Annotated in this window: 22 protein-coding genes, 1 tRNA gene and 2 riboswitches; of the genes, 7 read left to right on the top strand and 16 right to left on the bottom strand. The window is 65.1% G+C overall.

Annotated features, from left to right (window positions below):
* Positions 1–2 precede the first annotated feature (2 nt).
* The 5 genes from ACEWQ0_RS08420 to ACEWQ0_RS08400 form a co-directional block, all read right to left on the bottom strand.
* Positions 3–434, bottom strand: coding sequence for a DUF2784 domain-containing protein (locus tag ACEWQ0_RS08420; protein ID WP_476485076.1), 432 nt, complete (start codon positions 432–434; stop codon positions 3–5).
* A 14-nt stretch (positions 435–448) separates the two neighbouring features.
* The gene (locus ACEWQ0_RS08415; protein WP_476482484.1) at positions 449–709 is read right to left on the bottom strand and encodes a type II toxin-antitoxin system RelE family toxin; all 261 of its coding nucleotides are present in this window, start codon (positions 707–709) and stop codon (positions 449–451) included.
* Positions 696–929: a CopG family transcriptional regulator gene (locus tag ACEWQ0_RS08410; RefSeq protein ID WP_476482483.1), complete on the bottom strand. Its 234-nt coding sequence runs from the start codon at positions 927–929 to the stop codon at positions 696–698. The genes ACEWQ0_RS08415 and ACEWQ0_RS08410 overlap by 14 nt, the downstream gene beginning before the upstream one ends.
* Before the next feature lie 92 nt (positions 930–1,021).
* Entirely contained in the window at positions 1,022–2,593 is a 1,572-nt protein-coding gene (locus ACEWQ0_RS08405; RefSeq protein ID WP_476485075.1) for an FGGY-family carbohydrate kinase, read from the bottom strand.
* A gap of 125 nt (positions 2,594–2,718) precedes the next feature.
* Positions 2,719–4,350, bottom strand: coding sequence for a hypothetical protein (locus ACEWQ0_RS08400; protein WP_476485074.1), 1,632 nt, complete (start codon positions 4,348–4,350; stop codon positions 2,719–2,721).
* Positions 4,351–4,399: 49 nt separating this feature from the next.
* On the opposite strand from ACEWQ0_RS08400, the gene folE2 reads away from it, so the two are divergent.
* On the top strand, positions 4,400–5,371 hold the full coding sequence (folE2, locus tag ACEWQ0_RS08395; RefSeq protein WP_476485073.1) for a GTP cyclohydrolase FolE2: 972 nt from the start codon (positions 4,400–4,402) through the stop codon (positions 5,369–5,371).
* A 24-nt stretch (positions 5,372–5,395) separates the two neighbouring features.
* Here the strand turns inward: folE2 and ACEWQ0_RS08390 are convergent, their stop codons facing one another.
* Entirely contained in the window at positions 5,396–6,412 is a 1,017-nt protein-coding gene (locus tag ACEWQ0_RS08390) for a hypothetical protein (protein WP_476485072.1), read from the bottom strand.
* A 331-nt stretch (positions 6,413–6,743) separates the two neighbouring features.
* Here ACEWQ0_RS08390 and ACEWQ0_RS08385 point away from each other — a divergent pair, with 331 nt between their 5' ends.
* From ACEWQ0_RS08385 to ACEWQ0_RS08375, 3 genes are read left to right on the top strand one after another with little or no spacing between them, the layout of a single operon-like run.
* Entirely contained in the window at positions 6,744–8,129 is a 1,386-nt protein-coding gene (locus ACEWQ0_RS08385) for a serine hydrolase domain-containing protein (RefSeq protein WP_476482478.1), read from the top strand.
* Entirely contained in the window at positions 8,122–9,345 is a 1,224-nt protein-coding gene (locus ACEWQ0_RS08380) for a sensor histidine kinase (protein WP_476482477.1), read from the top strand. The genes ACEWQ0_RS08385 and ACEWQ0_RS08380 overlap by 8 nt, the downstream gene beginning before the upstream one ends.
* Positions 9,342–10,094: a LytR/AlgR family response regulator transcription factor gene (locus tag ACEWQ0_RS08375; protein ID WP_476482476.1), complete on the top strand. Its 753-nt coding sequence runs from the start codon at positions 9,342–9,344 to the stop codon at positions 10,092–10,094. The genes ACEWQ0_RS08380 and ACEWQ0_RS08375 overlap by 4 nt, the downstream gene beginning before the upstream one ends.
* 23 nt (positions 10,095–10,117) lie before the next feature.
* On the opposite strand, the gene ACEWQ0_RS08370 is transcribed toward ACEWQ0_RS08375, so the two are convergent.
* The 8 genes from ACEWQ0_RS08370 to metX all read right to left on the bottom strand — a co-directional run bounded on the left by ACEWQ0_RS08370 (position 10,118) and on the right by metX (position 18,094).
* Positions 10,118–10,193 (bottom strand) — tRNA-Ala (locus tag ACEWQ0_RS08370).
* Between the two features lie 47 nt (positions 10,194–10,240).
* A complete protein-coding gene (locus tag ACEWQ0_RS08365) occupies positions 10,241–11,080 on the bottom strand; it encodes an SAM-dependent methyltransferase (protein WP_476485071.1) in 840 nt (279 codons plus the stop codon).
* Between the two features lie 18 nt (positions 11,081–11,098).
* Positions 11,099–11,302: a hypothetical protein gene (locus ACEWQ0_RS08360; RefSeq protein WP_476482474.1), complete on the bottom strand. Its 204-nt coding sequence runs from the start codon at positions 11,300–11,302 to the stop codon at positions 11,099–11,101.
* 50 nt (positions 11,303–11,352) lie between these two features.
* Positions 11,353–12,867, bottom strand: a complete 1,515-nt coding sequence (locus tag ACEWQ0_RS08355; protein WP_476485070.1) for a flavin monoamine oxidase family protein — start codon at positions 12,865–12,867, stop codon at positions 11,353–11,355.
* 4 nt (positions 12,868–12,871) lie between these two features.
* Positions 12,872–14,677, bottom strand: coding sequence for a sensor domain-containing diguanylate cyclase (locus tag ACEWQ0_RS08350; protein WP_476485069.1), 1,806 nt, complete (start codon positions 14,675–14,677; stop codon positions 12,872–12,874).
* Positions 14,678–14,809: 132 nt separating this feature from the next.
* The gene (locus ACEWQ0_RS08345; protein WP_476485068.1) at positions 14,810–15,901 is read right to left on the bottom strand and encodes a homoserine dehydrogenase family protein; all 1,092 of its coding nucleotides are present in this window, start codon (positions 15,899–15,901) and stop codon (positions 14,810–14,812) included.
* Positions 15,894–17,102, bottom strand: a complete 1,209-nt coding sequence (metB, locus tag ACEWQ0_RS08340; protein ID WP_476485067.1) for a cystathionine gamma-synthase — start codon at positions 17,100–17,102, stop codon at positions 15,894–15,896. Before metB ends, ACEWQ0_RS08345 begins: the two co-directional genes overlap by 8 nt.
* Positions 17,099–18,094, bottom strand: a complete 996-nt coding sequence (metX, locus tag ACEWQ0_RS08335; RefSeq protein ID WP_476485066.1) for a homoserine O-succinyltransferase MetX — start codon at positions 18,092–18,094, stop codon at positions 17,099–17,101. Before metX ends, metB begins: the two co-directional genes overlap by 4 nt.
* Positions 18,095–18,196: 102 nt before the next feature.
* A riboswitch (SAM riboswitch) is annotated at positions 18,197–18,315 on the bottom strand.
* A gap of 114 nt (positions 18,316–18,429) precedes the next feature.
* Positions 18,430–18,505, top strand: a riboswitch (SAM riboswitch).
* Between the two features lie 61 nt (positions 18,506–18,566).
* On the opposite strand from metX, the gene ACEWQ0_RS08330 reads away from it, so the two are divergent.
* From ACEWQ0_RS08330 to cspE, 3 genes are all read left to right on the top strand, one after another.
* The gene (locus ACEWQ0_RS08330; protein WP_476485065.1) at positions 18,567–19,583 is read left to right on the top strand and encodes a LysR substrate-binding domain-containing protein; all 1,017 of its coding nucleotides are present in this window, start codon (positions 18,567–18,569) and stop codon (positions 19,581–19,583) included.
* Between the two features lie 359 nt (positions 19,584–19,942).
* Positions 19,943–20,899: a cysteine synthase A gene (gene cysK, locus ACEWQ0_RS08325; RefSeq protein WP_476485064.1), complete on the top strand. Its 957-nt coding sequence runs from the start codon at positions 19,943–19,945 to the stop codon at positions 20,897–20,899.
* A gap of 295 nt (positions 20,900–21,194) precedes the next feature.
* Positions 21,195–21,404, top strand: coding sequence for a transcription antiterminator/RNA stability regulator CspE (gene cspE / locus ACEWQ0_RS08320; RefSeq protein WP_476482466.1), 210 nt, complete (start codon positions 21,195–21,197; stop codon positions 21,402–21,404).
* A 62-nt stretch (positions 21,405–21,466) separates the two neighbouring features.
* On the opposite strand, the gene ACEWQ0_RS08315 is transcribed toward cspE, so the two are convergent.
* Together ACEWQ0_RS08315 and ACEWQ0_RS08310 are read right to left on the bottom strand one after the other, a co-directional pair.
* Positions 21,467–21,637: a DUF1295 domain-containing protein gene (locus ACEWQ0_RS08315; RefSeq protein ID WP_476485091.1), complete on the bottom strand. Its 171-nt coding sequence runs from the start codon at positions 21,635–21,637 to the stop codon at positions 21,467–21,469.
* Between the two features lie 205 nt (positions 21,638–21,842).
* Positions 21,843–22,001, bottom strand: a complete 159-nt coding sequence (locus ACEWQ0_RS08310) for a hypothetical protein (protein WP_476485063.1) — start codon at positions 21,999–22,001, stop codon at positions 21,843–21,845.
* Between the last annotated feature and the right edge of the window lie 182 nt (positions 22,002–22,183).

Genomic DNA, 22,183 nt, shown 5'->3' with positions numbered 1-22,183 from the left:
TACTAACGCAGGCGGGTCGGCCACGGCAGGCGCGGCGGACAATGCAACCAGCTTGCGACCACCACCACGCCGAAAGCCGTGTAGACCACCTGAAACACCCACCACGGCACGTCGATAAAAATCAGCCGGCCCAGCCAGTACTGGATGAAGCTCTGGCCGTATGCCGACTGGCCGGCCGCCTCGCGCAGCCAGCCCTCCCAGACCGTCAGCGGGCACAGCTCGCCCAGCCAGGTCTGGATCACGATGAAGGCGATCAGCGCCAGATGGATGAAGCGAAACCAGGGATTGCGCACCCAGCCCCAGCGGCGCGCCCAGCCAATGAGCACCAGCGCCTGTCCGCCAACGACAAAGACCACGAACAGGGCGTGCAGCGCCAGAATCGCATCGGCAGCCAGGCCGGGAAACGGAATACTTTCGAAAAACTCGCGGCCCATATGAAACTGGCGGCTCAGCGGCGGTAAGCCTGGCTGCGATGGCCCACTTTGACCACCGTGACGATCAAGCGACTGTCGAGAATTTCGTAAAGAATCCGATACACGCCCTGGCGCACCCGGTAGCGCGCCTGGCCTGAGAGCTTTTCGCAGCCCGGCGGGCGAGGATCGTCACGCAGCGATTCGATTCGCTTCAGGATGCGCGCAAGATCCTGCTTTGGAATGCCTCTCAGGTCCCTGGCAACGGACCTGCGAAACACCAGCTCAAATCTTGCCATGCGCCTTGAGGTCGTCCAGCAGGGCCTCGTAACTCATGGTGGGTTCGGCCACCCGATCTTCGAAGGCGGACAGATCCTCCTGGTCTTCGGCAAGGGCTGCCCGGACCGCTTGGTTGACGATCTCGGAGATCGAGCGACCGCCGTGGGCCGCCTTCAGCCGCAGCGCCGCATGGATTTGCGGGTCGAAATAAATGGTCGAGCGCTTGGTGGTTTCGGTCATGGAGCGGCTCCGATTGCCTAGTGGCCTGATGCCAGTATGGCGTCATTACGCTGTGACATCAAGACGTCATGACGCCGGCTGCCGAAGTACGTTCAATCCGGATAGCCGGTGATCTCGCGGATGTCGCGATACAGCGGCGCCAGCCGCCGGTACAGGCGCCGATAGACGCGCCGGTAGAGCTTCTCGTAGGTGGCGTGGCGGTTGGCATCGGGCTCGATGCGGTGGCCCGCGCGCGTCATCTCGTTGCCGGCCACGCGCACGCTGGGATACCAGCCCAGGCCGTAGGCGGCCAGCACTGCCGCGCCCAGGCCGGAGGTCTCGGCGGTGTGCGGGCGCTCGACCGGGCAGTTGAAGATATCGGCGGTGATCTGCATGACCGCATCCGAGCGCGCCCCGCCGCCGCAGGCGCGCAGCACCTGCAGCCGCCGGCTCGAGCGGCGCTCGATACGCTCGGCGCCGTGGCGCAGCTCGAAAGTGACGCCCTCGAGCAGCGCCCGATACAGATGCGCGCGGGTGTGCACATCGCCAAAGCCGACGATCGCGCCTTTGGCCTCGGGCCCGGCGTCGAGATCACTGCTCCAGAATGGCTGCAGCATCAAGCCCAGCGAACCCGGCGGCACGTCGGCGACCAGCTCGTCGAGCAGGGACTCGGCCGTTACCCCGGCGGCCTCGGCGCGCTGGCGCTCTTCGAGCCCGAACTGTTCCTTGAACCAGCGCACCATCCAGAAGCCGCGCGGCACCGCCGATTCGACCATGAAGTAGCCGTGGCGGGCGGCCGGGAAGGCGGGCATCGGCGGCCGGGCCTCGAAATAGCGCGCGGAAAGGACGCTGATCGTCGAGCGCGTGCCAAAGCTGATGCAGGCGGTATAGCGGTCGGAGACGCCGGCCCCGATCAGGTCGCAGGCCTTGTCGGCGCCGGCGGCAATCACCGGCACGCCCGGCTTCAGGCCCAGATGCTCTGCCGCCGGCCCGGTCAGCTCACCGAGCTTCTCGCCGGGCTTGACCAGCTCGGGAAGCTGCTCGCGCCGGATGGACAAGGCCGACCAGCGCCAGTTCCTGGGCCCGGCCCAGCGCCGGGCGCGATAGCTGAAGGGCAGGTAGCCGACCTGGCTGCCGACCGAATCGGCCAGCCGCCCGGTCAGCCGATGGTTGATGAAACCCGACAGGCCGACGAAGGCGGCCGTCTTCTGCCAGTTTTCCGGTTCGTGAACCGCCAGCCAGTTGCACTCGGCGTTCTCACGCATGGTCTTCAGCGCCCGGCTGCGCCCGATCAGGCCGATCAGCGCGCGCCAGTACAGGGGCATTTTCGGCAGCTTGTCGAGGCTGACGCGCCGATTGTCGGTCCAGATGATGGCCGGGCGCAGCGGCTGGCCGTCGGCGTCCAGGCAGATCTGGGTGGCGCGCTGGGTGGTGACCGCCACCGCCGCAACGCCCGCCGGGTCGTGGCCTTCGTTCCACAGCGCGCGGCAGGCGCGACCGATTTCGTTCCAGAACAGCTCGGGCTGTTGCTCGGCGCGGCCCGGCGCGTCGGAAAACCAGGGCTCGATCTCGATGTGATGGCGGCCGAGCAGCTCGCCGCGGTTGTTGAACAGCAGCGCGCGGATGCTCTGCGTGCCGTTGTCGATGGCCAGTATCAGCGGTTCGGCGCTTTCGCTTGCGCTCATTGGTTGCTCCCGGGAGGCATTTGCAGCGTGAGCGCCGTGGCGCACCACGACCATCATGCCTCAGCCGCGCGCTCGAGCGGGCGGCCCTTGGCCATTGCCCCCCGGGAGCAGCGTCCATCCGGTGCTTACAAGGTCTTGAGATACTCGATCAGCCGGGATTTCTCCGGGCCCGTCAGCCCGAGTGCAAAGTGCTGGTCGTAGTGGTCGACCACGGCGCCCAGATCGGCCGCGCTGCCGTCGTGGAAGAAGGGCCGATCGAGCCACAACCCGCGCAGCGGCGTGGCGCGGTACTGGCCGGTGACCGTGCGCTGCGCATAGGCCGGGCTCTGGCCGACTTCCTCGGGCGAGTACAAACGCCCGTCACCGCCCAGGGCCGGGCCGGAATGGCACTGCACGCAGCCGGCCTTGCCGTCGAACAACTCGCGCCCCTGGGCCGCGGCCATCGAATCGAAGGCATCGAGCGGCGCGGCCGGCGCGGGAATGGACAGCTGATAGGCCTCCAGCGGCCGCAGCCTGGGGGTGACCAGGTCGGGCTCGTGGATGATCTCGATGCCCAGCGGCGGCTCGATGAACGTGCCCTGACCGCCCATCTGGCTGACGGCAACGTAGGCGTTCCAGTAGGCAACATCACCGTCACCGGTATAGGTGGCCTGCTCGGCATCCATTAGCCCGTAGGCCGGCGGAATGACCACCGGGTCGGAAATGCCGTCGATATTGAAGCGCGGGTCGTACATGCCCGGCCCCCAGCTTCTGTAGTGCGCCCTGAGCTCTTCGGGAAGCTGCTCGGACAGGGCGATGATGGCACCCGGATCGAGATCGAGATTGGCCCAGCCGTCGAGCCGCTTGCCCACGCCCGGCAGCACCGAGTCGTCAACCGTGGAATGACACAGGGCGCAGGTGATTGCCACGCGGTCGATGTGCTGCGCGCCGTCACTGGCAGAGATTTGCGCGCGCACGCCGAGCACGGCGTCGTGCTCGAGCAACACCTTGGTCACCGCCGGGTCTTCGAGATCGACCGCGCCGTCGACGACCGCCTGGGCCACTTCCGTTGGCAGCGCCTGTGCATCCACCTTCAGCCCCAGGCCCAGCGCGGCCACGGGGCTGACGGCTTCGAGCACCTCGTGCATCTTCAGCTCATCGCTCCAGAAGGCCTCACTGCCGAAGGTTTCGTAGCGAAAGATTTCCCGGCCTGAGACCAGATCGAGCCCGCACTGATCCGACAGGCCCGCGGTGTGGTGCACGCGGGTCAGCGGCTGGACAAGCAGGCCGTCGGCGCCGTCCGTTTCGGTCGTGGCCTCGCTGCATGAATGGAAGGTGACACGAAGCTCGCCCCAGGGTTCGAACGCCGACGGATCGGTCGGCAGGGCAAACGAGCCGGCCTCGCCTTCAAGCAGCGTGAAGGTCAGCGCCTCTTCCAGCCGGACGTCGGGTTGGACCTCTTCGGTGACCAGCCACAGCGGATCAGCCGACGAACTGTTGCCAAAGTAATAGCCGAACAACCCGTTGGGCGCCGACATGAACACCCAGCCGGCGCCGCTTTTGTCCTGATCATGCCAGGTGCCGACCAGGCTCGACCAGGGCAGCTCGTGAAGCGATGCCGAATCGGCGGCAAGAACGGCCCGGTGCTCGGTCGATGATGGCGTTTCGGATGATGCGGATGATGCGGTGCCGGCATTGCCGGCGGCAATCACGTGAACAGCCAGCAGCAAGCCGGTTCCCGCAATGGCTCCGATCACTACAGTCAGTACATTTTTCATGGGTCTTCTCCGCGCAGTACGGTGACGCAGCGCGTGAAAGCGGGCGGCGTTGCCGCCGGCCATTCGATCGGCGTTGCAGCACAGGGATGTGGCTGGCGGCCAAAAGGTTCCGGCGCGGCGGACGCGCGGATGCGGGAACCGCCGGCGGGCCGACTACATCTGTTGGCTGGACAAAACACCTGCAAGGATCCCCATGAACCTTCCGGCTCTCGTCAATCCGCTGCCCGATACGCAGGCCCAAAGCGATGCGCGCGGCGTTGCCATCAGCCAGGCCGGTATCGCCGGTTACTCGCTGCCGCTGCGCATCGAGGATGTAGATGAACAGGCCTGCGCGACGATCGCGCGGGTAGCGGCCTCGGTCAGCCTGTCGAAGGTGAGCCGCGGCGCCCACATGTCGCGCTTTCCGGTCTTTCTCAACCGGCTCGGGGGCGCGCTTGAGCTCGGCCGGCTCGCCTCCCATGCCCGAACGGTTGCCGCCGAACTTGGCCCGCTTGAAGGCCGCCTGAAACTGGATTTCCCCTGGTTTGTCACCAAGGCCGCGCCGCGCTCCGGCATCGACGGCCTGCTCGATATCGAAGCCTCGTACCGAGCCACCGCCGGGGTCGACGGTGCCAGCTCGCTCGATCAGGAAGTTCGCGTTCCGGCCACGAGCCTGTGCCCCTGCTCGCGCGCCATCTCCCGCTACGGCGCCCACAACCAGCGCTGCATCGTGACCATCCGCGTCACAACTGATCGCCCCGTGCCTCTGCAAACAATGGTAGCTACCGTCGAGCGCAACGCTTCATGCGAGCTCTATCCGGTACTCAAGCGCGAAGATGAAAAGTTCGTGACCGAAAAAGCCTACGAAAATGCGAAGTTCGTGGAAGACATCGTCCGCGATATCGCTCTGGAGCTCGACCGTATCCCCGCCATCACCTGCTTCAGCGTGAGCTGTGAAAGCATCGAGTCCATCCACAACCACCAGGCGTTTGCAACCGCCACCAGCACCGGGATGGAGCGATCTGTCAAAGAGGCGAGATGAGCCGGCTTTGTCCGATCCGCTGATTCATGGGCAGTACTCGCCCGGCTCGGAAAACTCCGGGCCGCGTCGGCATTCGAAAGCGCGCGCTGTATAAATGTCGGGGGCGCTACTGGCTCCGCCGCGCATGGCCGAAACCCGGCCCCACTCGGCGCGCAGCGAATCGTCCATGAGCGCGCCCTCGCGCAGCGCGGCGTCGAGGTTGGCGTCCTGGCCCAGGTTGAGCTCGATGACGGCTTGCGCATAGGGCTCCGCCGGGCCCACGCCTTCACGCATTCCGTAGCCGAAACCCTTGGCCAGCAGGCCGATGGCGGCCGCCGGCGTGATCAAACCGTCGCGCTCGATCCGGTAGGGCGCATCGGCGCTGAGCTTGGTTGCTTCCAGGGCGCTCCAGGGCACGGCCTGATCAATCACCGGGGCGGTGGACAGACACGAGACACCGAAGCAGGTCTGCGTCCGCGCGTCCGCGTCGGAAATTTCCTTGCGCGATACCGCCACGATATCGGCCTGATGGCCCATGACAGGGCGCATGACCAGCCGCCAGGAAACGTGCGGGCCGACGCCGAATTCAGCCGCCGCGGCGACATGTTCGGCGCCGTGGGCCTGGACCAGCTCCTCGCGGATTACCGGGCCGAGATTGAAACGCTCGATCTGCACGAAGCTGACCGGCACGGGTGAGATTGCCGGCGGGGCGCTGACCACATCCTGCCCGTAGCGCAGCCGAAAGCGCACTCGCTCGAGCCGTCCTTCGGTCTGCTCGAGCGCCAGCACCGCCTTGACGAAGGGATCGAGCGTTCCACTGGGCAGAAACACCGAGCTGCCATCGGCCAGCTCGAGTGCGCCTTCGATCGCTTCGTTGACCTTTTCGACAGCTTGCGTCTGGTAGCCCTGGCCGACAACGAACGGCTGCGCCTTGTCGGCAAGCGTCTCCGAAGCCGCCGGAGCGCTGCGATCACCCGCGTCGCCCCCGAAGCCGCCGGAGACGGCCTGATCCGCCGGGCCTGCCAGCGCGAACCCGGCCGCAGCCGCTGCAAGTAATATCATTCCCACTCGGTGCACGCCGTGTCTCCCGCAACCTTGCTCCTGATAATCAACAACGCCATTGAGGTAGTAATGCTGCCATCGGCACGACAATCGGCGACGCAATGGCGGCTCAGGTGTAGCCAGCGATCACCCGCAGCGGCGCCAGCCTGAGCAGCCAGCCGATCGACCGCACGGGCAGGCGAGGATGCAGGACGTTCGGGCGCCGCCGGCATTCATCACCCATAAGCGGGATTCGTCGGTGGCTGGCCCGGGCCCGTCGCAAGTTCGCGCGGCAGGCACCGACTGCGGGCAAGCTGTGACCCGAATCCAACCGAAACCACAGAGAACCTCAATGCAGCGAATACAAGACACGTTTTTGCAACTGACTTGTCTGGCAGCCACGGCGCTGCTGGCCGGTAGCGCGATGGCGACAAGCCTCGATGACACGCTGGCAGCGCGTCTGGCCGACGATCGCTCGGGCGTTTGCCTGGTGGCCGTTGCTCTTGGCCAGTCACACCAAACCGCAAGCTACTGCGCAGACAAAAACAACCCGCGCGACCTCGACGCTCGATCGCGCTTCGAAATCGGCTCGCTGACAAAGCCATTGCAGGGCCTGCTCGTTGCCCGCCTGGTCGAGCGCGGCGAGTTGTTGCTCGACGAGCCCGTGGCCGACCTGCTGCCCGACAGCGCGGAGGTGCCTGGCCACGAGGGCGAGCCGATCCGGCTCAAACACCTGCTGACCCACACCGCCGGCCTGCCGCGCCTTCCGACCGGCTTCAGCGTGGACGATCCGGCCAACCCCTACGCCAGCTACACCCCCGATGATCTGCTCACCGCGCTGGCCGACACCAGCCTGTCGAGCCCGCCCGGCGAACGGTTTGCCTACTCGAACTTCGGCGCCATGCTGCTTTCCCTGGCGCTGGTCGAACGAACCGGCACGCCGCTGCCCGAGCTGTTCGAGCGCGAAATATTCGCGCCGCTGGGCATGGACGACAGCGCCATGACGGGGCCGACCGTGCACGGCCACAGCGCGCGCGGCAAGCCAGTGTCTGGCTGGGACTTTCATCCCGATCTGGGCGGCGTCGGCGCGGTTCGCTCGACGGCGGCCGACTTGAGCCGCTGGCTCGACGCCCTGCGCGGCGAGCCCGAGGGACCGCTGGCCGGGGCCCTGGCAGAATCGCGCAAAGTCCTGATCGAGGCCGGCGGCCAGAAGCTGGGCTACGGCTGGCTGCACCTGCCGCTCAACGATCGCTTCGTGATGGCGCACGACGGCGGCACCGGCGGCTTTTCCAGCTTTGCCGTGGTCGATCCCGAACGCAGCCAGGCCAGCCTGCTGCTGATGGATACCTCCATGATCGAGCAGGGCAGCCTGGCGGACCTGGCCTATCACCTGGTCGATGAGAGCTATCCGCTTGAATCGCCACGGCCAGCCGCGAAGCTGCCGGCAGGCGTTGATCCGCGAGACTATATCGGCCGCTACGCCATCTATCAGGGCGAACAACGCTTCATGGATGACTTCACCCTTGAGGTCATGGCCGGGGCCGGCCAGCTGATGGTGCAGGGCAGCGCGGGCGGTCAGACCCAGCCGGAAGTGGGTATCGATCCCGACGGAAAAGACCGCTTCGTCCAGCCGTCTCTCGACCTGGTCATCGAATTCCAGCGCGACGACAATGGCGAAGTGGCAGGCCTGGTTCTGAAGCAGGCCGGCATGAACCTGCGCGGTGAACTACATGACTGACGCTATCGAACCCATTGCCACAAAGGCAGCAATGCAAGAGCCCACGCTTTCACTGAACCAGCCTCTACCGGCCGCCGTTGCCGCGGGCAGCGCGCGCTGGTGGCTGTCGTACCGCAACTACCCGGTATTCTCCTGGCCCTGGGTGTGGCGGCGGGCCCTGCTGTTCGGGCTGTTTGTCGTCGCCTGGGGCGGGCTGTCCGCCATCGCCCACTACGCCGGGGGTGGCAGCGCGGCCGAAGCAGTGAAAATGTTTGCTGCATTCACGCTCGGCTTTCTGGTCATGATCAACGCTGGCCCGGTCCTGGCAGCCGCGGCACGCCATCGGCACTTTGGGCCCCGCAAAGAACGCTGGTTCGTGGCGGCCGCCCTCTTCGCCGGGCTGCTGGCGGCCTTTGCCGCCGACCTGGTCTCGTCGAGCATGATCGCGGAACTGACCGGACAGGAATTCGAGCGCGAACTCGGCTCGACCGCGCTCGCGACCAACCTCCTGGTCCTGCTGTTCATCTATGTCCTTATTGGCGGTGGCCTGGCGCTGCGCGCCTACCTTAGCGAGGAGCGCCGCCTGGCCGATTACCGGGCAGGGCTGGCAGTCCGGCAACTGCAGTCCGAGAAGCTTGCCGCAGATCAGCAGCTGGCTTTGCTGCAGGCGCAGATCGAGCCGCACTTCCTCTTCAATACCCTGGCCACCGTCCGATCGAGCCTGCGCGGCGATCCCGCTCGGGCCGAAGACACGCTGGACGCGCTGTGCGATTATCTGCGCACGACCATTCCACGCCTGCGAAGGAATGACGCCAACGCCCTGTCGACCGTTGACGACCAGCTCGAGATCTGCCGGCGCTACCTTGCGGTGATGCAGCACCGGATGGGCGAGCGGCTGGCTTTTGATGTGCAGGTCGACGATAACGCGCGATCGCTGGGCTTTCCGCCTTTCATCCTGCTGTCGCTGGTAGAGAATGCCGTTCGCCACGGCGTCGAGCCGCAGCCTGAGGGTGGACGCATCGATATTGCGGCCCGCCGCCGGGACGGTCAGCTCTGCCTGAGCGTGAGCGATACCGGCGTCGGGCTGAGCCAGACAAGCGGTGCCGGTGTGGGGCTGAGCAATATCCGCCGGCAACTCAAGCTGCGCTACGGAGAGGCCGCTCAGCTTCGGGTAGAAAGCAGCCCCGAAGGCGGCGTTGAGGCCCGCATTATCGTGCCGATGGAGGATGACTCGTGAGCGTTCGAATTGTGGTGGCCGAAGACGAACACAGCCAGCGCGCCGAGCTCGTTCGGCTGCTCACCCAGCGCTGGCCCGAAGCCGAACTGGTGGCCGAATGCGCCAGCGGCCACGCCGCACTCGCTGCTCTGGAACAGCTCAGTCCCGACGTGCTGTTTCTGGATATCCGCATGCCCGGCGCCAGCGGCATCGAGGTCGCGCGGGCAGCAAGCGGGAAAGCACACGTGGTACTGATTACCGCTTACGAGGAATATGCCGTGAAGGCTTTCGAGGCCGGCGCGCTGGATTATCTACTCAAGCCGGTGACGCCGGTACGGCTGGATGCGACCATCAAACGCCTGCGCAAACGGCTGGCGGAATCTCCGCCGCGCATCGACGAGCTGCTCGAACGACTCGAGCGCCGCCTGGGATCAGAGCGTGAAGCGCCGCTGAGCTGGATCACCGCAACCTGCGGTAATGCCGTGCGCTTGATTTCCGTCGACGACGTGCTGTTCTTCCGGGCCAGTGACAAATACGTGCGCGTGGTGACCGCCGAGGATGAAGCCACCGTGCGCATGTCGCTGAAGGAGCTGGGCGAACGGCTTGACGCCGAACGCTTCTGGCGCATTCACCGCTCGGTGATTGTCGCCGCCCCGTCCGTGCATCGTATCGAGCGCGATGAGCTGGGCCGCTGGCACGTGCGGCTGTGCGAACACGATGAATTGTTGCCGGTGAGTGAAAGCGCCCGCAGCCTGTTTCGCGGTATGTGAAGGGAAAGAAAGTGGTAAGGAAGTGGTGGAGCCGAGGGGAGTCGAACCCCTGACCTCAGCAATGCGAATGCTGCGCTCTCCCAACTGAGCTACGGCCCCACGGAATCAGGCTGGCCGGCTATTTTACCCAACTTTGTCGGCAAAAGTCACCCGCTGCGTCGCTGCCGATACTGCTGATAGGCACCAAGCCTGAGGTCGGTTTTGCTGATACCGAGTCGATTGAGCCTTTCGGTGCTCAGTGCAGGCGCCGCTGCCGGCGGCAGATAGAGAGTGGAGGTCTGGGTAAAATACGCCGTGTGCAGCTGATTCAACGGCACCTGCTCGATACGCGGCTCGTCCACCGGAAAGACGGCTGCCTCGTAGATCGTGACCGAATGATCGATCGGATAGTCGGCGGCCAGCACTTCAGCCAGTACGCGTACCCATTCGGGATCGTGCCTGAAGGTATCGCGACCCGGGTCGCCAAGCGTGATCGGCTGCCACAGGATCAGTGCAGCCGTAGCATCGAAGCGGCGCGGGTAGAGCAGAAAGTCCGTGGCCTCGAAGCTCTGACAGCCGTGCACGGCCGGATCCAGCCCCAGATCGGCAAACAGGCAGTCTTGAGCCGAGATTCCCGGATACATGACGGCCCGGTAGCCGGACAGGCGCGCCTGGCGCACGGCTTCGTGGGCCGGCCAGACGAACACGCCCGGGTGGCCATAGAAAGCCGCGCAGACGTGCAGGCCCTGGGCAAGCGGCGCCAGAATCCGCCGCACCATTTCGGCGTAGCTGTCGTCGCGCTGGCGGCCGTGGGCGTAGCTGTCCTGAAGCGATTCGACGCCGTCGTTGAGCTCGCACAGGCGTTCGAAAGTCAGGCCGTCGACCACGGTAAAGACGCGATCGGCGGCCTGCAGAACATGCTGCGTCTCGCGGGTCAGGTGGCCACCCGGGCGAATGCCGGTGCCCACCACGCTCAGGCGGCCGGAACGCTTGTCGACCTGGTTCATCGGCCTCGCGAGCCTGCCCTACACAATCAACTTCTGTACGCCTTCGTCGTCCAGCCCGGCCTCGCGGCGCAGCGCTTCCTTGTCGCCGGCGAGAAACAGCTGCTGGTGATTTTCGGGCACGTCGTACTCGTCCATGACGGCCTTCGGATCGCTCTTGTAGCGCTCGCGGATTTCAGGGTTCTCGCCCAGGGCAGCGACGAACTTGCGGGTATTGTCGGACATGGACACTCCTTAAGGGTTATATGTCTTTGTGAAAAACGAGAGCAAGGGCGTCAGGCCGGCGGATCCAGCCAGTCGGGTGCGGACAGATCAAAGCACTGCTGCAGCATGTCCTCGCTCGATCTGAGCGCGCCCTCGACCCATCCCTGGGCTGTGCTGTAGGTTTCGCCGCAGATATGAACGGGCCATTCGGGCTGCGGGGCGGCCATCTGCCTGATGACCTCCCAGCTCTTCCACCCCGGCAGCCAGTTGTGCCATCCCGCACCGTAGGGCCATTGGGTCCAGTCGATGAAACGCCCGGCCGTGGGCCGGGGCACGTCCACGCCGTGCATTTCGCTCAATTCACGGTGGATTTCAACAAGCGCTAGCTCGCTGAGATCGCTTGTCAGCTCGCTCCCGCGCCCGCTGTCGCTTGCCAGTGCGCGCCAGAAACTGACGGCATCCGTATCCGGGTAGCTGGCCAGCATCAAGGCCTGACCTGAGCCTTCGTCTACGCCCAGGTAGTAGCACTGGCGCATGGGCAGATCGGTGTGCGAAACGGCATAACTGCCGCGCTTGATGCGGCCGGGGCCTTCCGGCATATCGCGCCACCAGGGTTGATCGAAGGTCAGGAAAATCTTGCAGTTCGGTACCGCCTCGACCGCATCCAGCGAAACAACCAGATCCTTGTTGCCCAGGGCCGGGCTGGCGTTGATCAGGCGCGTCAGCGCCAGTTTCGGCAGCGCCAGCACCAGCCGGTCAGCGTCCAGCTGTTCCGGGTGGCCGGCGACCTCGAGGTGCAGGCGCAGGCCTTCGCCGCGGCGCTCGACGCGCCTGGCCACGTGCTGTTTGCGCACGATGACTCCCGCCTCCTCCAGCTCCGAGGCCAGGCGCAGCGGCAGCTGCTGATAGCCGTCGCGTAGCCGATACCAGCGCCCGCTTTGTTCGATCACCAGCGAGGCCATGGTGTCGAAGCCGTTGCAGTTTGAAAGCAGGGCGTTGGAGCTGATCATGCCGCGCAGCGCAAACCAGGCCTCGTTGCTGATAACGCGTGCGAGCAGATTCCAGAAACCCCAGCGCCAGAGCGCGCGACCGTCGAACGTATGTTTCCGAAGGTATTCGAGCGTTTCTTCACGCGTCCCTTCCGGATTGCGTGGCCAAAGCTCCCTGATTGCCGGCGCAATCCGGGTGCAGGCCAGATCAAGCAGCTGATAGTAGCTCAGGCCTTGCTCGTCCGGCGCCAGGTTGAAAGGCTGGATATCGGGGTCGTTGAACTGGGCAATCTTGAAGCGCGTGGCCCGCAGCCAGGCAAAATCAGGCTGCGGCTCGACGGTTTCCCGCGGCAGGTCGAGCACTCGGCCGCAGAGGTTGTAGACCAGCGGCTGCTGATCATTGAAGAACATGCCGCCAAGCTCGGCGGGCAGGGTGCTGTCGGCCTGCATCCGCAGCGACCAGAGCCGGCCGCCAACGCGGTCGCTGGCTTCCACAATGCTGAGCTTCGATGGCTCGTGACCGGCTTTCATCAGGCGCCACGCGGTATAGAGACCCGCCACCCCGGCGCCAATGATCACGATCTTCTCCTGCTGCATGCGGCTAGGTCTCGTTTATTGGCGTGCGGGAAGGGCCATGGCGGAAGGGCGTGGCCTGATCCGGATCGAACACGACGGCGCAGTTGCGGCCGGCCTGCTTGGCCTGGTAGAGCGCCTGGTAGAGCGCCTGGTCGGCCATGCGCAGGATATCGCTGACGCCGGCAGTGGGCGAGATACTGGACACCACGCCGATGCTGGTCGTGACCGGTATTTCTGCGGCCTCGAATACGAACGGCTGCCGGGCCACGGCGTCGATGATGCGGCGGGCCACCTCCAGGCCGGCTCGATCGCGCTGGTCGGAGAGCACGATGACGAACTCATCGCCGCCCAGACGACAGAGGACATCGCCCTCACGCAGCATCTGCCGGCAGCGCTGAACGAATTCACGCAGCACCAGGTCTCCCGCGGCATGGCCGTATTGGTCGTTGGCCTCCTTGAAGTGATCCAGATCGAGAATCAGCACCGCGCGGTCAAGGGCGTCGTCGGGCGAGACGTTTTCAAGGTAGGTTCTGAGGAATCGCCGGTTGTAGGCTTCGGTCAGCGAGTCGAGGTTGGCCAGGCGCGAAGCACGATGCTGCTCTTCGATGGCGCGTGCGTGCCGACGATAGAGATCCCGCACCCGCCAGCTCAGACCCAGCGCGAGAATACTGGCTTCGACAACTGCACCGATATAGATCAGGTATTCGAAAATATTGCTGCGCGGCACCAGATCAAGCGATATGAACACGCGTGCCAGGCCGCTGAGAATGAACACCAGCCAGGCGGCCAGAAAGATGTAGCCCTCGGTTGCACCGCGCCGGCCGGCGACGACCGCAGCGACGATCAATAGCACCTCGAAAAGCAGCTGAACGGGCTGCAGCGCCGTAAGCAGCAGCGGCAGTTGCTGATCAGCAACCAGCGGCGTGGCGACGACGAAGGCGGCCAGCAGGCCCAGCAGGCCGTAGATGGCCCGGCTCAGGCGGGGCGCGTGCCGCTGCGGGTTGACGAAGGCGAAGAAGAACAGGCCGATGGTCAGCAGCGCCAGCGGCGAGAGCATGATGTAGATAGAGGTGGCGTGCCGCTGCAGAACCTCGGGCAGCAGGTAGTTCTGCACCAGTCCGGCATCGACCCCCAGCAGCAGCAGAATGCTGAGCATCGCCAGCACATAGAACAGATGCCCACCCTGGCGAAGGTTCAAATAGAGAATGAAGTTCTGGAAGATCAGAGCGAACAGAATTCCGAACAGCAGCCCCAGAAGCAGAGAACTGGTGCTCATCCAGTCCGAAAAGGAGGCTTCGCTTTCGATCCACAGCTCCAGCGGCTGAAGGCTTTCTTGAACGGTTTCAACGCGGATCAGCAGCGTTTGCACCTGGCCGGGCTGCAGCGTGAATCGGGCCGCATACTGACGGCCGGCGGTTTCCATGGTGACGGCCCTGTCGAAGGCGGCCTGAAACTGTTGCAACGTGCCGTCAGGCTGCGGCACATGCAGCTGAAACTCCCGGAAGAAGCGCCTGGCGACCCGCAGCACGTAATTGCCGGCGCCATGCCGGGGCGCGCTGACGCGAAGCTTCAGCCACAGCGGCGGGGCGCTGTGCCCCAGGCTGGCCATCCAGGGCTGAAAGCCGGCGTCGCTCTCCAGCAAAGCGTGCGGCTCGAGCTCACCCGCCGGATCAGGCCGGAACACGGCATATTGCTTGAGGTCGCCGGCCACGCCGTCGACGGGCAGCAGGATGGGCTCGGCCCGGTGTTGGGCATTCAGCGGCCCGGCGATCGCCAGCAGCAGAAACAGCCATGCCGCTGGCGGCGGACGAACCCTCCGGCCGGCACTCATGTGCCGCTATCCCGACATCTGGCGCGGGCACCCTTGAACATGAACAGATATCCTTCAACCCTCTGCAGCAAGGATATCCGCGAGCGTCTGTCAAGTCCATTGGTTGCCTGGGTTCGGCCCCCTGCCGCTGGGTCAGCTACAGCATGCCTCGCGGACCTCCGACCATACCTGCAGCGCGGTGATGTCGGCACCGGCTCCCGGGCCGCGAATCCAGATCGGCTGGTCACGATAGGCGGCGGTGCGAATCGAGACGATGTTGTCCCCCGGGGAAATTGCCGCCAGTGGATGCTCCGGCGGCACGCGCCTGAGCCCGACGCGGGCATGCACGCGCCCGCTCTCATCCACGCTCACGTGACCGGCGTGGATCACCGTCGCGCCCCGGCCCGGGCAGCCTGCCGCCGCTTCGCGCCAGCGCGCATCCAGCGCGTCGCTGCGGCTCAGAAACGCCGGCACAGCCAGATCAGCGGCGGCTGTCGGCACCAGGCTGTCGACATCGACCTCGTCGAGCCGCAGGGCCAGACCGGCGGCCCGCGCGGCGATCACCAGCTTGCGCGCCACATCCAGGCCGCCCAGATCGAGGCGCGGATCCGGCTCGGTCAGTCCAGCAGCGTGCGCGTCGACCAATGCACGCGAAAACGGCTTGCCGCTGGCTACCTGACTGGTGAGAAAGCTCATGGTGCCCGAAAGCACGCCTTCGATGCCCAGCAGGCAATCACCGGCCCGCCGGAGCCCGCGCAAGGTCTGCAGGATGGGCAAGCCGGCGCCCACCGTGGTGGCGTGACGATACCGCGGGCTGTGCAGATCAGGAGCGAACTCCAGTTCGCCGGCCGCGGCCCACTTGTTGGCGGTAATCACCTCGAACCCGTCCGCCAGCCACTCGGCGTGATGCGCAGCGACCTCGGGGCTGGCGGTGACATCCACCAGCAAGTGCCGACGGGCCGGCTGCGCGGCGATAAAGCGCGCCAGCTCGTTGACGTCGGCCACGCAGCTGCTGTCATTCAGCCGGTGGCGCCAGCTGTTGCCCGCCAGGCCAGTCGGTGACAGCACCATCCGGCGGGAGTTGCTCACGGCGTGCAGACACGCTCCCTCAGGCTGCTGCCGGGCCAGCCAGGCGAGCACGCGCGAGCCCACGTTGCCCGGTCCGATCAAGCCCATTGCCGCCGCCTGTTCCAGCGGCTGCCTGCTGGCCGGGCCGGGCCGAATCTGCGGCTGGAGTTCAAGCATGGCCTGCCAGCTCCTCGCGGCCGCGGTCGGACAGGGCCGCCAGCACGGCCACTAAATCCAGCGCAGCGCGCAGATCCTCGCGCAGGTCGTCCAGGCTTTCGAGCCCGACCGACAGGCGCAACAGGCCGCCACCGATGCCGGCGCGGCGTTGATCCTCGGGCGACATCGCGGCATGCGTCATCGTGGCCGGATGGGCCACCAGGCTTTCCACGCCCCCCAGTGACTCAGCGAGGGAAAACAGCTTCAGCCGGGAGACGCACTCGCGCGCGGCATTCGTGCCGCCCGTCAGCTCGAAGCTGATCATGGCGCCAAAGCCACGCTGCTGGCGACGAGCCAGCAGGTGGCCGGGGTCTTCGCTCAGGCCGGGATAGTGCACCCGCTCGACGGCCGGATGCCCCACCAGCAGATCGACAATACCGGCGGCGTTGTCCTGGTGCACGGCCAGGCGTGCGCCGAGCGTGCGCAGCCCGCGCAGGGTCAGCCAGGCATCGAAGCCGCCGCCGGTGACACCAATGCAGTTGGCCCACCAGGCCAGCTCATCGCCCACAGCGGCGTCGGCCGCAATCACCGCGCCGCCGACCACGTCGCTGTGGCCATTGATGTACTTGGTGGTGGAGTGCACGACGATATCCACGCCCAGCTCGATGGGCTTTTGCAGTATCGGTGACAGAAAAGTGTTGTCGGCCACCACCAGGGCATCCACAGTGTGGGCGGCGGTGGTTACGGCTTCGATATCGGTAATGCGAAGCAGGGGATTCGAAGGCGTCTCGAGCCACACCATGCGCGGCTGCCGGGCCAGCGCCTGCTCCAGCGCCGCGGGATCGCGAAAGTCGATCCACTCAAGCTGAAAGGCCCCGCGACGCGCCCAGCTGTCAAACAGGCGGAAGGTGCCGCCATAGCAGTCGATCGGAGCCAGCAACAGGTCTTGTGGCTTGAGCAGCTGCAGCACGGCAGTAATGGCCGCCATGCCGGTTGCGGTCACCACGCCGGCCTGCCCGCCCTCGAGATCGGCCAGGGCCGCGCCAAGATGCGCCCGCGTGGGGTTGCCCGAGCGACTGTAATCGAATCGCCGCGGCCGGCCGAATTCGGCGAAAGTGTAATTCGAGCTGAGATGAATGGGCGGCACCACGGCCCCATATTGGGTATCCGACTCGATGCCGGTGCGCACCGCGATGGTGTCGCAGCGAGTCCATGTGCTCATTCGATTTCTCCTTTGATGATGTCCCCGATCAATGGGTTGAGCTTTGCGCCTTCCTTCAGGAACGCGTCGTGGCCATAGTCGGAGACGATTTCGTGGTAGCGGCAGCGGCTGCCGATTCCCCGGGCGAGCGCCTTCATCTGGGCGGGCGGGACCAGGGCATCGCCGCGGACGGCAATCAGATCGGCGCCACAGCGCACGGCGGCCGGATTGACCCGGTGCCGATCGAGTGATTCAGACAGACACAGGTAGCGCTCGCAGTCGAACTGGCGGCAGAACTGCTGCCCCTGGTGGGCAAAGTAGCCTTGCAGTTCGGCCAGCACGACATCTGCATCGCCGCCGGCAAACCGTTCGGCAAACAGGCTGGCCGGTCGATAGGTGGTCAACGCCAGCGCGCGCGCAATCGACAGGCCTTCGTCGATGCGTCCGCTCTTTTGCCCCAGCGTCACGATCTGGCGCTGGATCAGGCGGCGCGCTACCGCCATCGGGTGCGGCTCGTGGGCACCACTGACGGCAACCAGGTGGTTGATGCGGGCCGGGTAACGGGCGGCAAAAGCCAGCGACACCATGGCGCCATAAGAAGCACCCAGCAGCGTGCCGATGCGGGCGATGCCGAGCTCATCGAGAACCAGCGACAGCGCGGCCGCCTGCTGGGCGGTGGTGACCGCCTGTCCATCCGGCCAGTGCTGTCCCAGCCAGTCGAAAGAAACGATGCGAAAAGTTGCCGGATCGAGCGCTTGATCTGCGCCGAAGATCTTCGGCCACCAGCGGTCCACGCGCCGATCAGCGCTGATCCCTCCGAGCACGACAACCACCGGCGCGCGAGCGGGGCCCCACACGCTGTAACGGATCAGCGGCGCATGCCGGCGCCCGGCGGCATAGGGAATCGGCCGGCAAATGCGACCGTCATGACGGCCGCCGCTCCGGACGGCCCGCAGGTAACCCCGCCCGCCGTGCGCCGACCGTCGTGTGATGGATGCAGATTGCGCTGCCATGAAAACCTCCTCACTGCTTGCTCCCAAACCGGCTCGATCAAGCCTGCGGAGCGGTGGATGAGAAGGTTTCACCAGACACCCGGTCGGACCGGGGAAGGGAAACACTCATCTGCCAGTCAGATACGCGTGATCTGCCGCAGGAATTGGCACCTTGCGAATCGGAGCATCCGCTGGTTGCCCCGGCGTCAAAGGGCCTGTCCCTCAGCCGGTCTTGATGAGTCATGGAGCGTCAAACTATCAGTCGCCAAGGGCAGAGGCAACGAAGTTCTGGTTATAAGGCAAGGCTTTGCAGCTCAGCGCGATCGGGGTTGACAATTGCGATGGAGTTCGCAATAGTCACTCACAGCGCCGATTTGAGCCAGCTTGCGGGCGCTTTAAAAGTTCAGCTAAAGCGGTCGGCCGTGCCGCCTTCCTCTTTATCCTGACTTTCGTGCTGGCTCATTCGATCCGGTCGCAAAATCAGGATGCATCGATGAAACTGCAGCAACTCCGCTTCTTTCTCGCGGTCATCAAGCACGGTCTCAATATCACCGTCGCCGCCGAGCACCTCTACACCTCGCAACCCGGCGTGAGCAAGCAGATCCGCCTGCTCGAAGACGAGCTGGGCCTGAAGCTTTTCGTACGGCGCGGCAAGCGGCTCACTGCGCTTACGCCCGCCGGCGAGCAGATTGCCCGCCGGATCGAGCGAATCTTCTCGGAGGTGCGCGGCATCAAGGCCCTGGCCGGCGAAATTCGCGGCGAATCGGGCGGTACGCTGTCGCTGGGCACCACGCAAACGCAGGCACGGTATGTGCTGCCACCGGTCATCGACGCCTTCCGGAAGCGTTTTCCCGACGTGGACTTTCATCTGCACCAGGGCACTTCCGAGCAGATTGGCCAGATGCTCGATGAACGCCAGATCGATTTCGCCATGCTCTCCGGCCAGCCCGAAGGCTTCGGCGCCGACCGCATTCTGCCGATCTTTCAATGGGACCGGGTGGTGCTGGTGCCGCGCGACCACGAGCTGGCGCAGCGGCAAGCCCCCCTGGACCGGGCCACGCTGGCGCGCCATCCCCTGGTCACCTACCTGTTCAGCGATCGGCCCGACTCATCGCTGATGAGCTCGTTTGCGGGTGAGAACCTGACCCCTCGCATCGCCTTTACCGCCCGCGATGCCGATGTGATCAAGACCTACGTGCGCATGGGCATGGGCGTGGGCATTCTGGCCAGCATGGCGCTGGAGGAGGGCGCCGACGACGATCTCGTCGCCATCGACGCCAGCGGCCTGTTCCCGCGCCTGACGACCTGGGTCGGGTTCAATGAGGAACTGCTGCTCAAGGCCTATCACCGCGATTTCATCGGCCTTTTGGCGCCGCATATCACCCGCGATGTGCTCGAGGACCTGGAACGCCAGGCGCCCGAGCTCGAGATGTATCGGCGCATCGGACGCCTGCCTCTGCCGCTCAAGTCCAGCCCCGCCGCACAGCCGCGCAGCCTGCGTGGATGCTGAGCCTGACCGGCTCCGATATCGGCTGCAAAGCTACGTGGGCGGCGGCATATAACCGGCGGTTATATTGACTTGGCGACGAAGTATTTCACCTGCTGTGGCGAACTCGCTACGCTGCCGACATCAAACCGGCTCCTCACAGGCCGACAGCCGCTGACTGCTGCGGTTTGTTGCGCTCCGCGCCCGGCGCGCGCGGTCAATCGGGTGCGGCGGGGGTCGAACCGACCCGCCCCCTCGGCGGTCGAACAGAACAGAGGCGGCCGGCCCCGGTTGGGGCGCGGATCGCCCGGGCGGTTCCTGAAACCTCGCATTCGGCGGCGAACGCTGCCGCCTGAGTGCTTTCATCAGCAAGGTAGACAGACATGCTTTACGACAATATCCTGCAGACCATCGGCCGCACGCCCGTCATCCGGCTCAACCGCCTGGCGCCGACACACGTCGATTGCTACGTCAAGGCAGAATTCTTCAACCCGATGGCATCGGTCAAGGACCGCCTGGCCATCGCCATAATCGAAGCGGCTGAACGCTCCGGCGAGCTGAAGAAGGGCCAGACCGTGGTCGAGGCCACCTCAGGCAATACCGGCATTGCCCTGGCCATGGTCTGTGCCGCCAAGGGCCATCCCTTCGTGGCCGTGATGACCGAAACCTTTTCGGTGGAACGCCGCAAGATCATGCGGGCGCTGGGCGCCCGGCTGATCCTGACCCCGGCCGAAGAGCGCGGCACCGGCATGGTCGACAAGGCCGCGGAGCTGGCCCAACAACACGGCTGGTTCCTGGCCAGGCAGTTCGAGAACGAGGCCAACCCGGAATACCATCGCAACACCACCGGTCCGGAAATCCTGCGCGACTTTGCCGGCAGGCGCCTGGACTACTTCGTCTCCGGCTGGGGCACCGGCGGAACCATTACCGGAGCCGGTGAAGTGCTCAAGCTGGCGCGACCGGATCTCCGCATCATCGCCGCCGAGCCGGCCGGGGCCGCAATGATGGCCGGCAAGGAGTGGAACGCGCACAAGATCCAGGGCTGGACGCCGGACTTTCTGCCCGCTGTGCTCAAGGTCGACATCGCCGACCAAATCGTGACCATCAGCGACGAACAGGCGCGCGACACGGCGCTGGCTCTGGCCAGCAGGGAGGGCATCTTTGCAGGCATTTCGGCAGGCGCCACGGTCGCCGCCGCGCTGAAGGTGGCCGACCAGGCAGCGGACGGCGCGAGCATTCTGGCCATGCTGCCCGACACCGGCGAGCGCTATCTGTCGACCTACCTGTTCGAAGACATCCACGAAGGCTCGGACGACGACTGGCTGGCCGAACAGGGCTGAAAGATTGCGGCCCGAGCGCTGCGCAGCATGCGGGGAAAGTGCGGTGAAAAAAAGCTCGCTTTTTTCTTCGAGCGGGCGTATAGTGCCGGACGCTGCAGAACACAGCAGTGGTCGAATCTGAAAAAGTATTCCTTTCCGTCTACCCCTCATATTCCACCATCTTGTTCTGGGAACTTCCGGGTCGTGTTGCGCCAGAGCGCTCGCGGTCGCTCGGTTTTCTCATACAGCATCATCGAGGCCGGCCATCGGGCCGTGCCTCATACATCAGATAATATTTGCAAAGGTAAAAGACATCATGTCCAGCACGACCGGAACAGTGAAGTGGTTCAATGACGCGAAGGGCTTCGGCTTTATCTCCCAGGACAATGGCGGCGCCGACGTGTTCGTGCACTTCAGCGCCCTGAGCGGCTCAGGCTTCAAGACCCTGGCCGAAGGCGCCAAGGTGAGCTTTGACGTCACCGACGGCCCGAAAGGCCCGCAGGCGGCCAACGTCGTTACCGTCTGAAGGTTTCGAACAGCCGTTCTGTCAGAAAGCCCCGCCACTGGCGGGGCTTTCTGCTTTCCGGGTCAAGCCAGGGCAGATGACCTGAACTGCCGCGTGCCTGCTCGGAGGGCGACCAGCGGATAGCTGCGCCAGTGCAGCCACTCATGACAGTAGTCGGGATGCCGCGATTGGCGCCACGGGCCACAGCGACAGAGCTGCCAACGCCTGGACGGGGCGGCCTTGCAAACCGCCACAGCCACAGCACGAACCGCACTGCGGCGCAGCAAAAAGGCGACGCGGGCAGGCCCATGGCGAAAAGAATGGCAGATAAGCAAACGCCCGCCGTGAAGGCGGGCGTCAGTGACCGGTCGATGTTACTGACTGGTCAGACAGGTGCATCCTCAACTGCAATGCACCGCGGGTTCCCCTTCCCGAAGTCTGTCTCGGGCCGGCGCGTCTTCAGCCGGCAACAGCGTGCAGGTTCTCTTCCTGCTCCAGCTGCATCAGCCACTCGACGACGACTTCATCGGCGAGCAGGTTGTCGAATCCGTGTTCTTCGCCGTGGACGGACAGTTGCACGTCCTGGTCCTGTTCTGCGGCTCGAATGTTGTTGTTCATGACTGGCATCCTTTGTCAGTTTTGCCGTTCGCTGACATAAATGCAGATCCTGTGCCAAAGCTCGAAATTCGACAGATTCAGGCTTGAGAAACGCTTTTTTGATCAGTTTCTGCTCACGATGTGACAGTTTTTGTCCACTGACTGACGCCCTGCGTCCATTCGGGGTCGGCCGACCAGCGTCG

This window comes from Wenzhouxiangella sp. YN9, from assembly GCF_056324165.1.
This window is presented reverse-complemented; position numbering and strand designations above follow the sequence as displayed.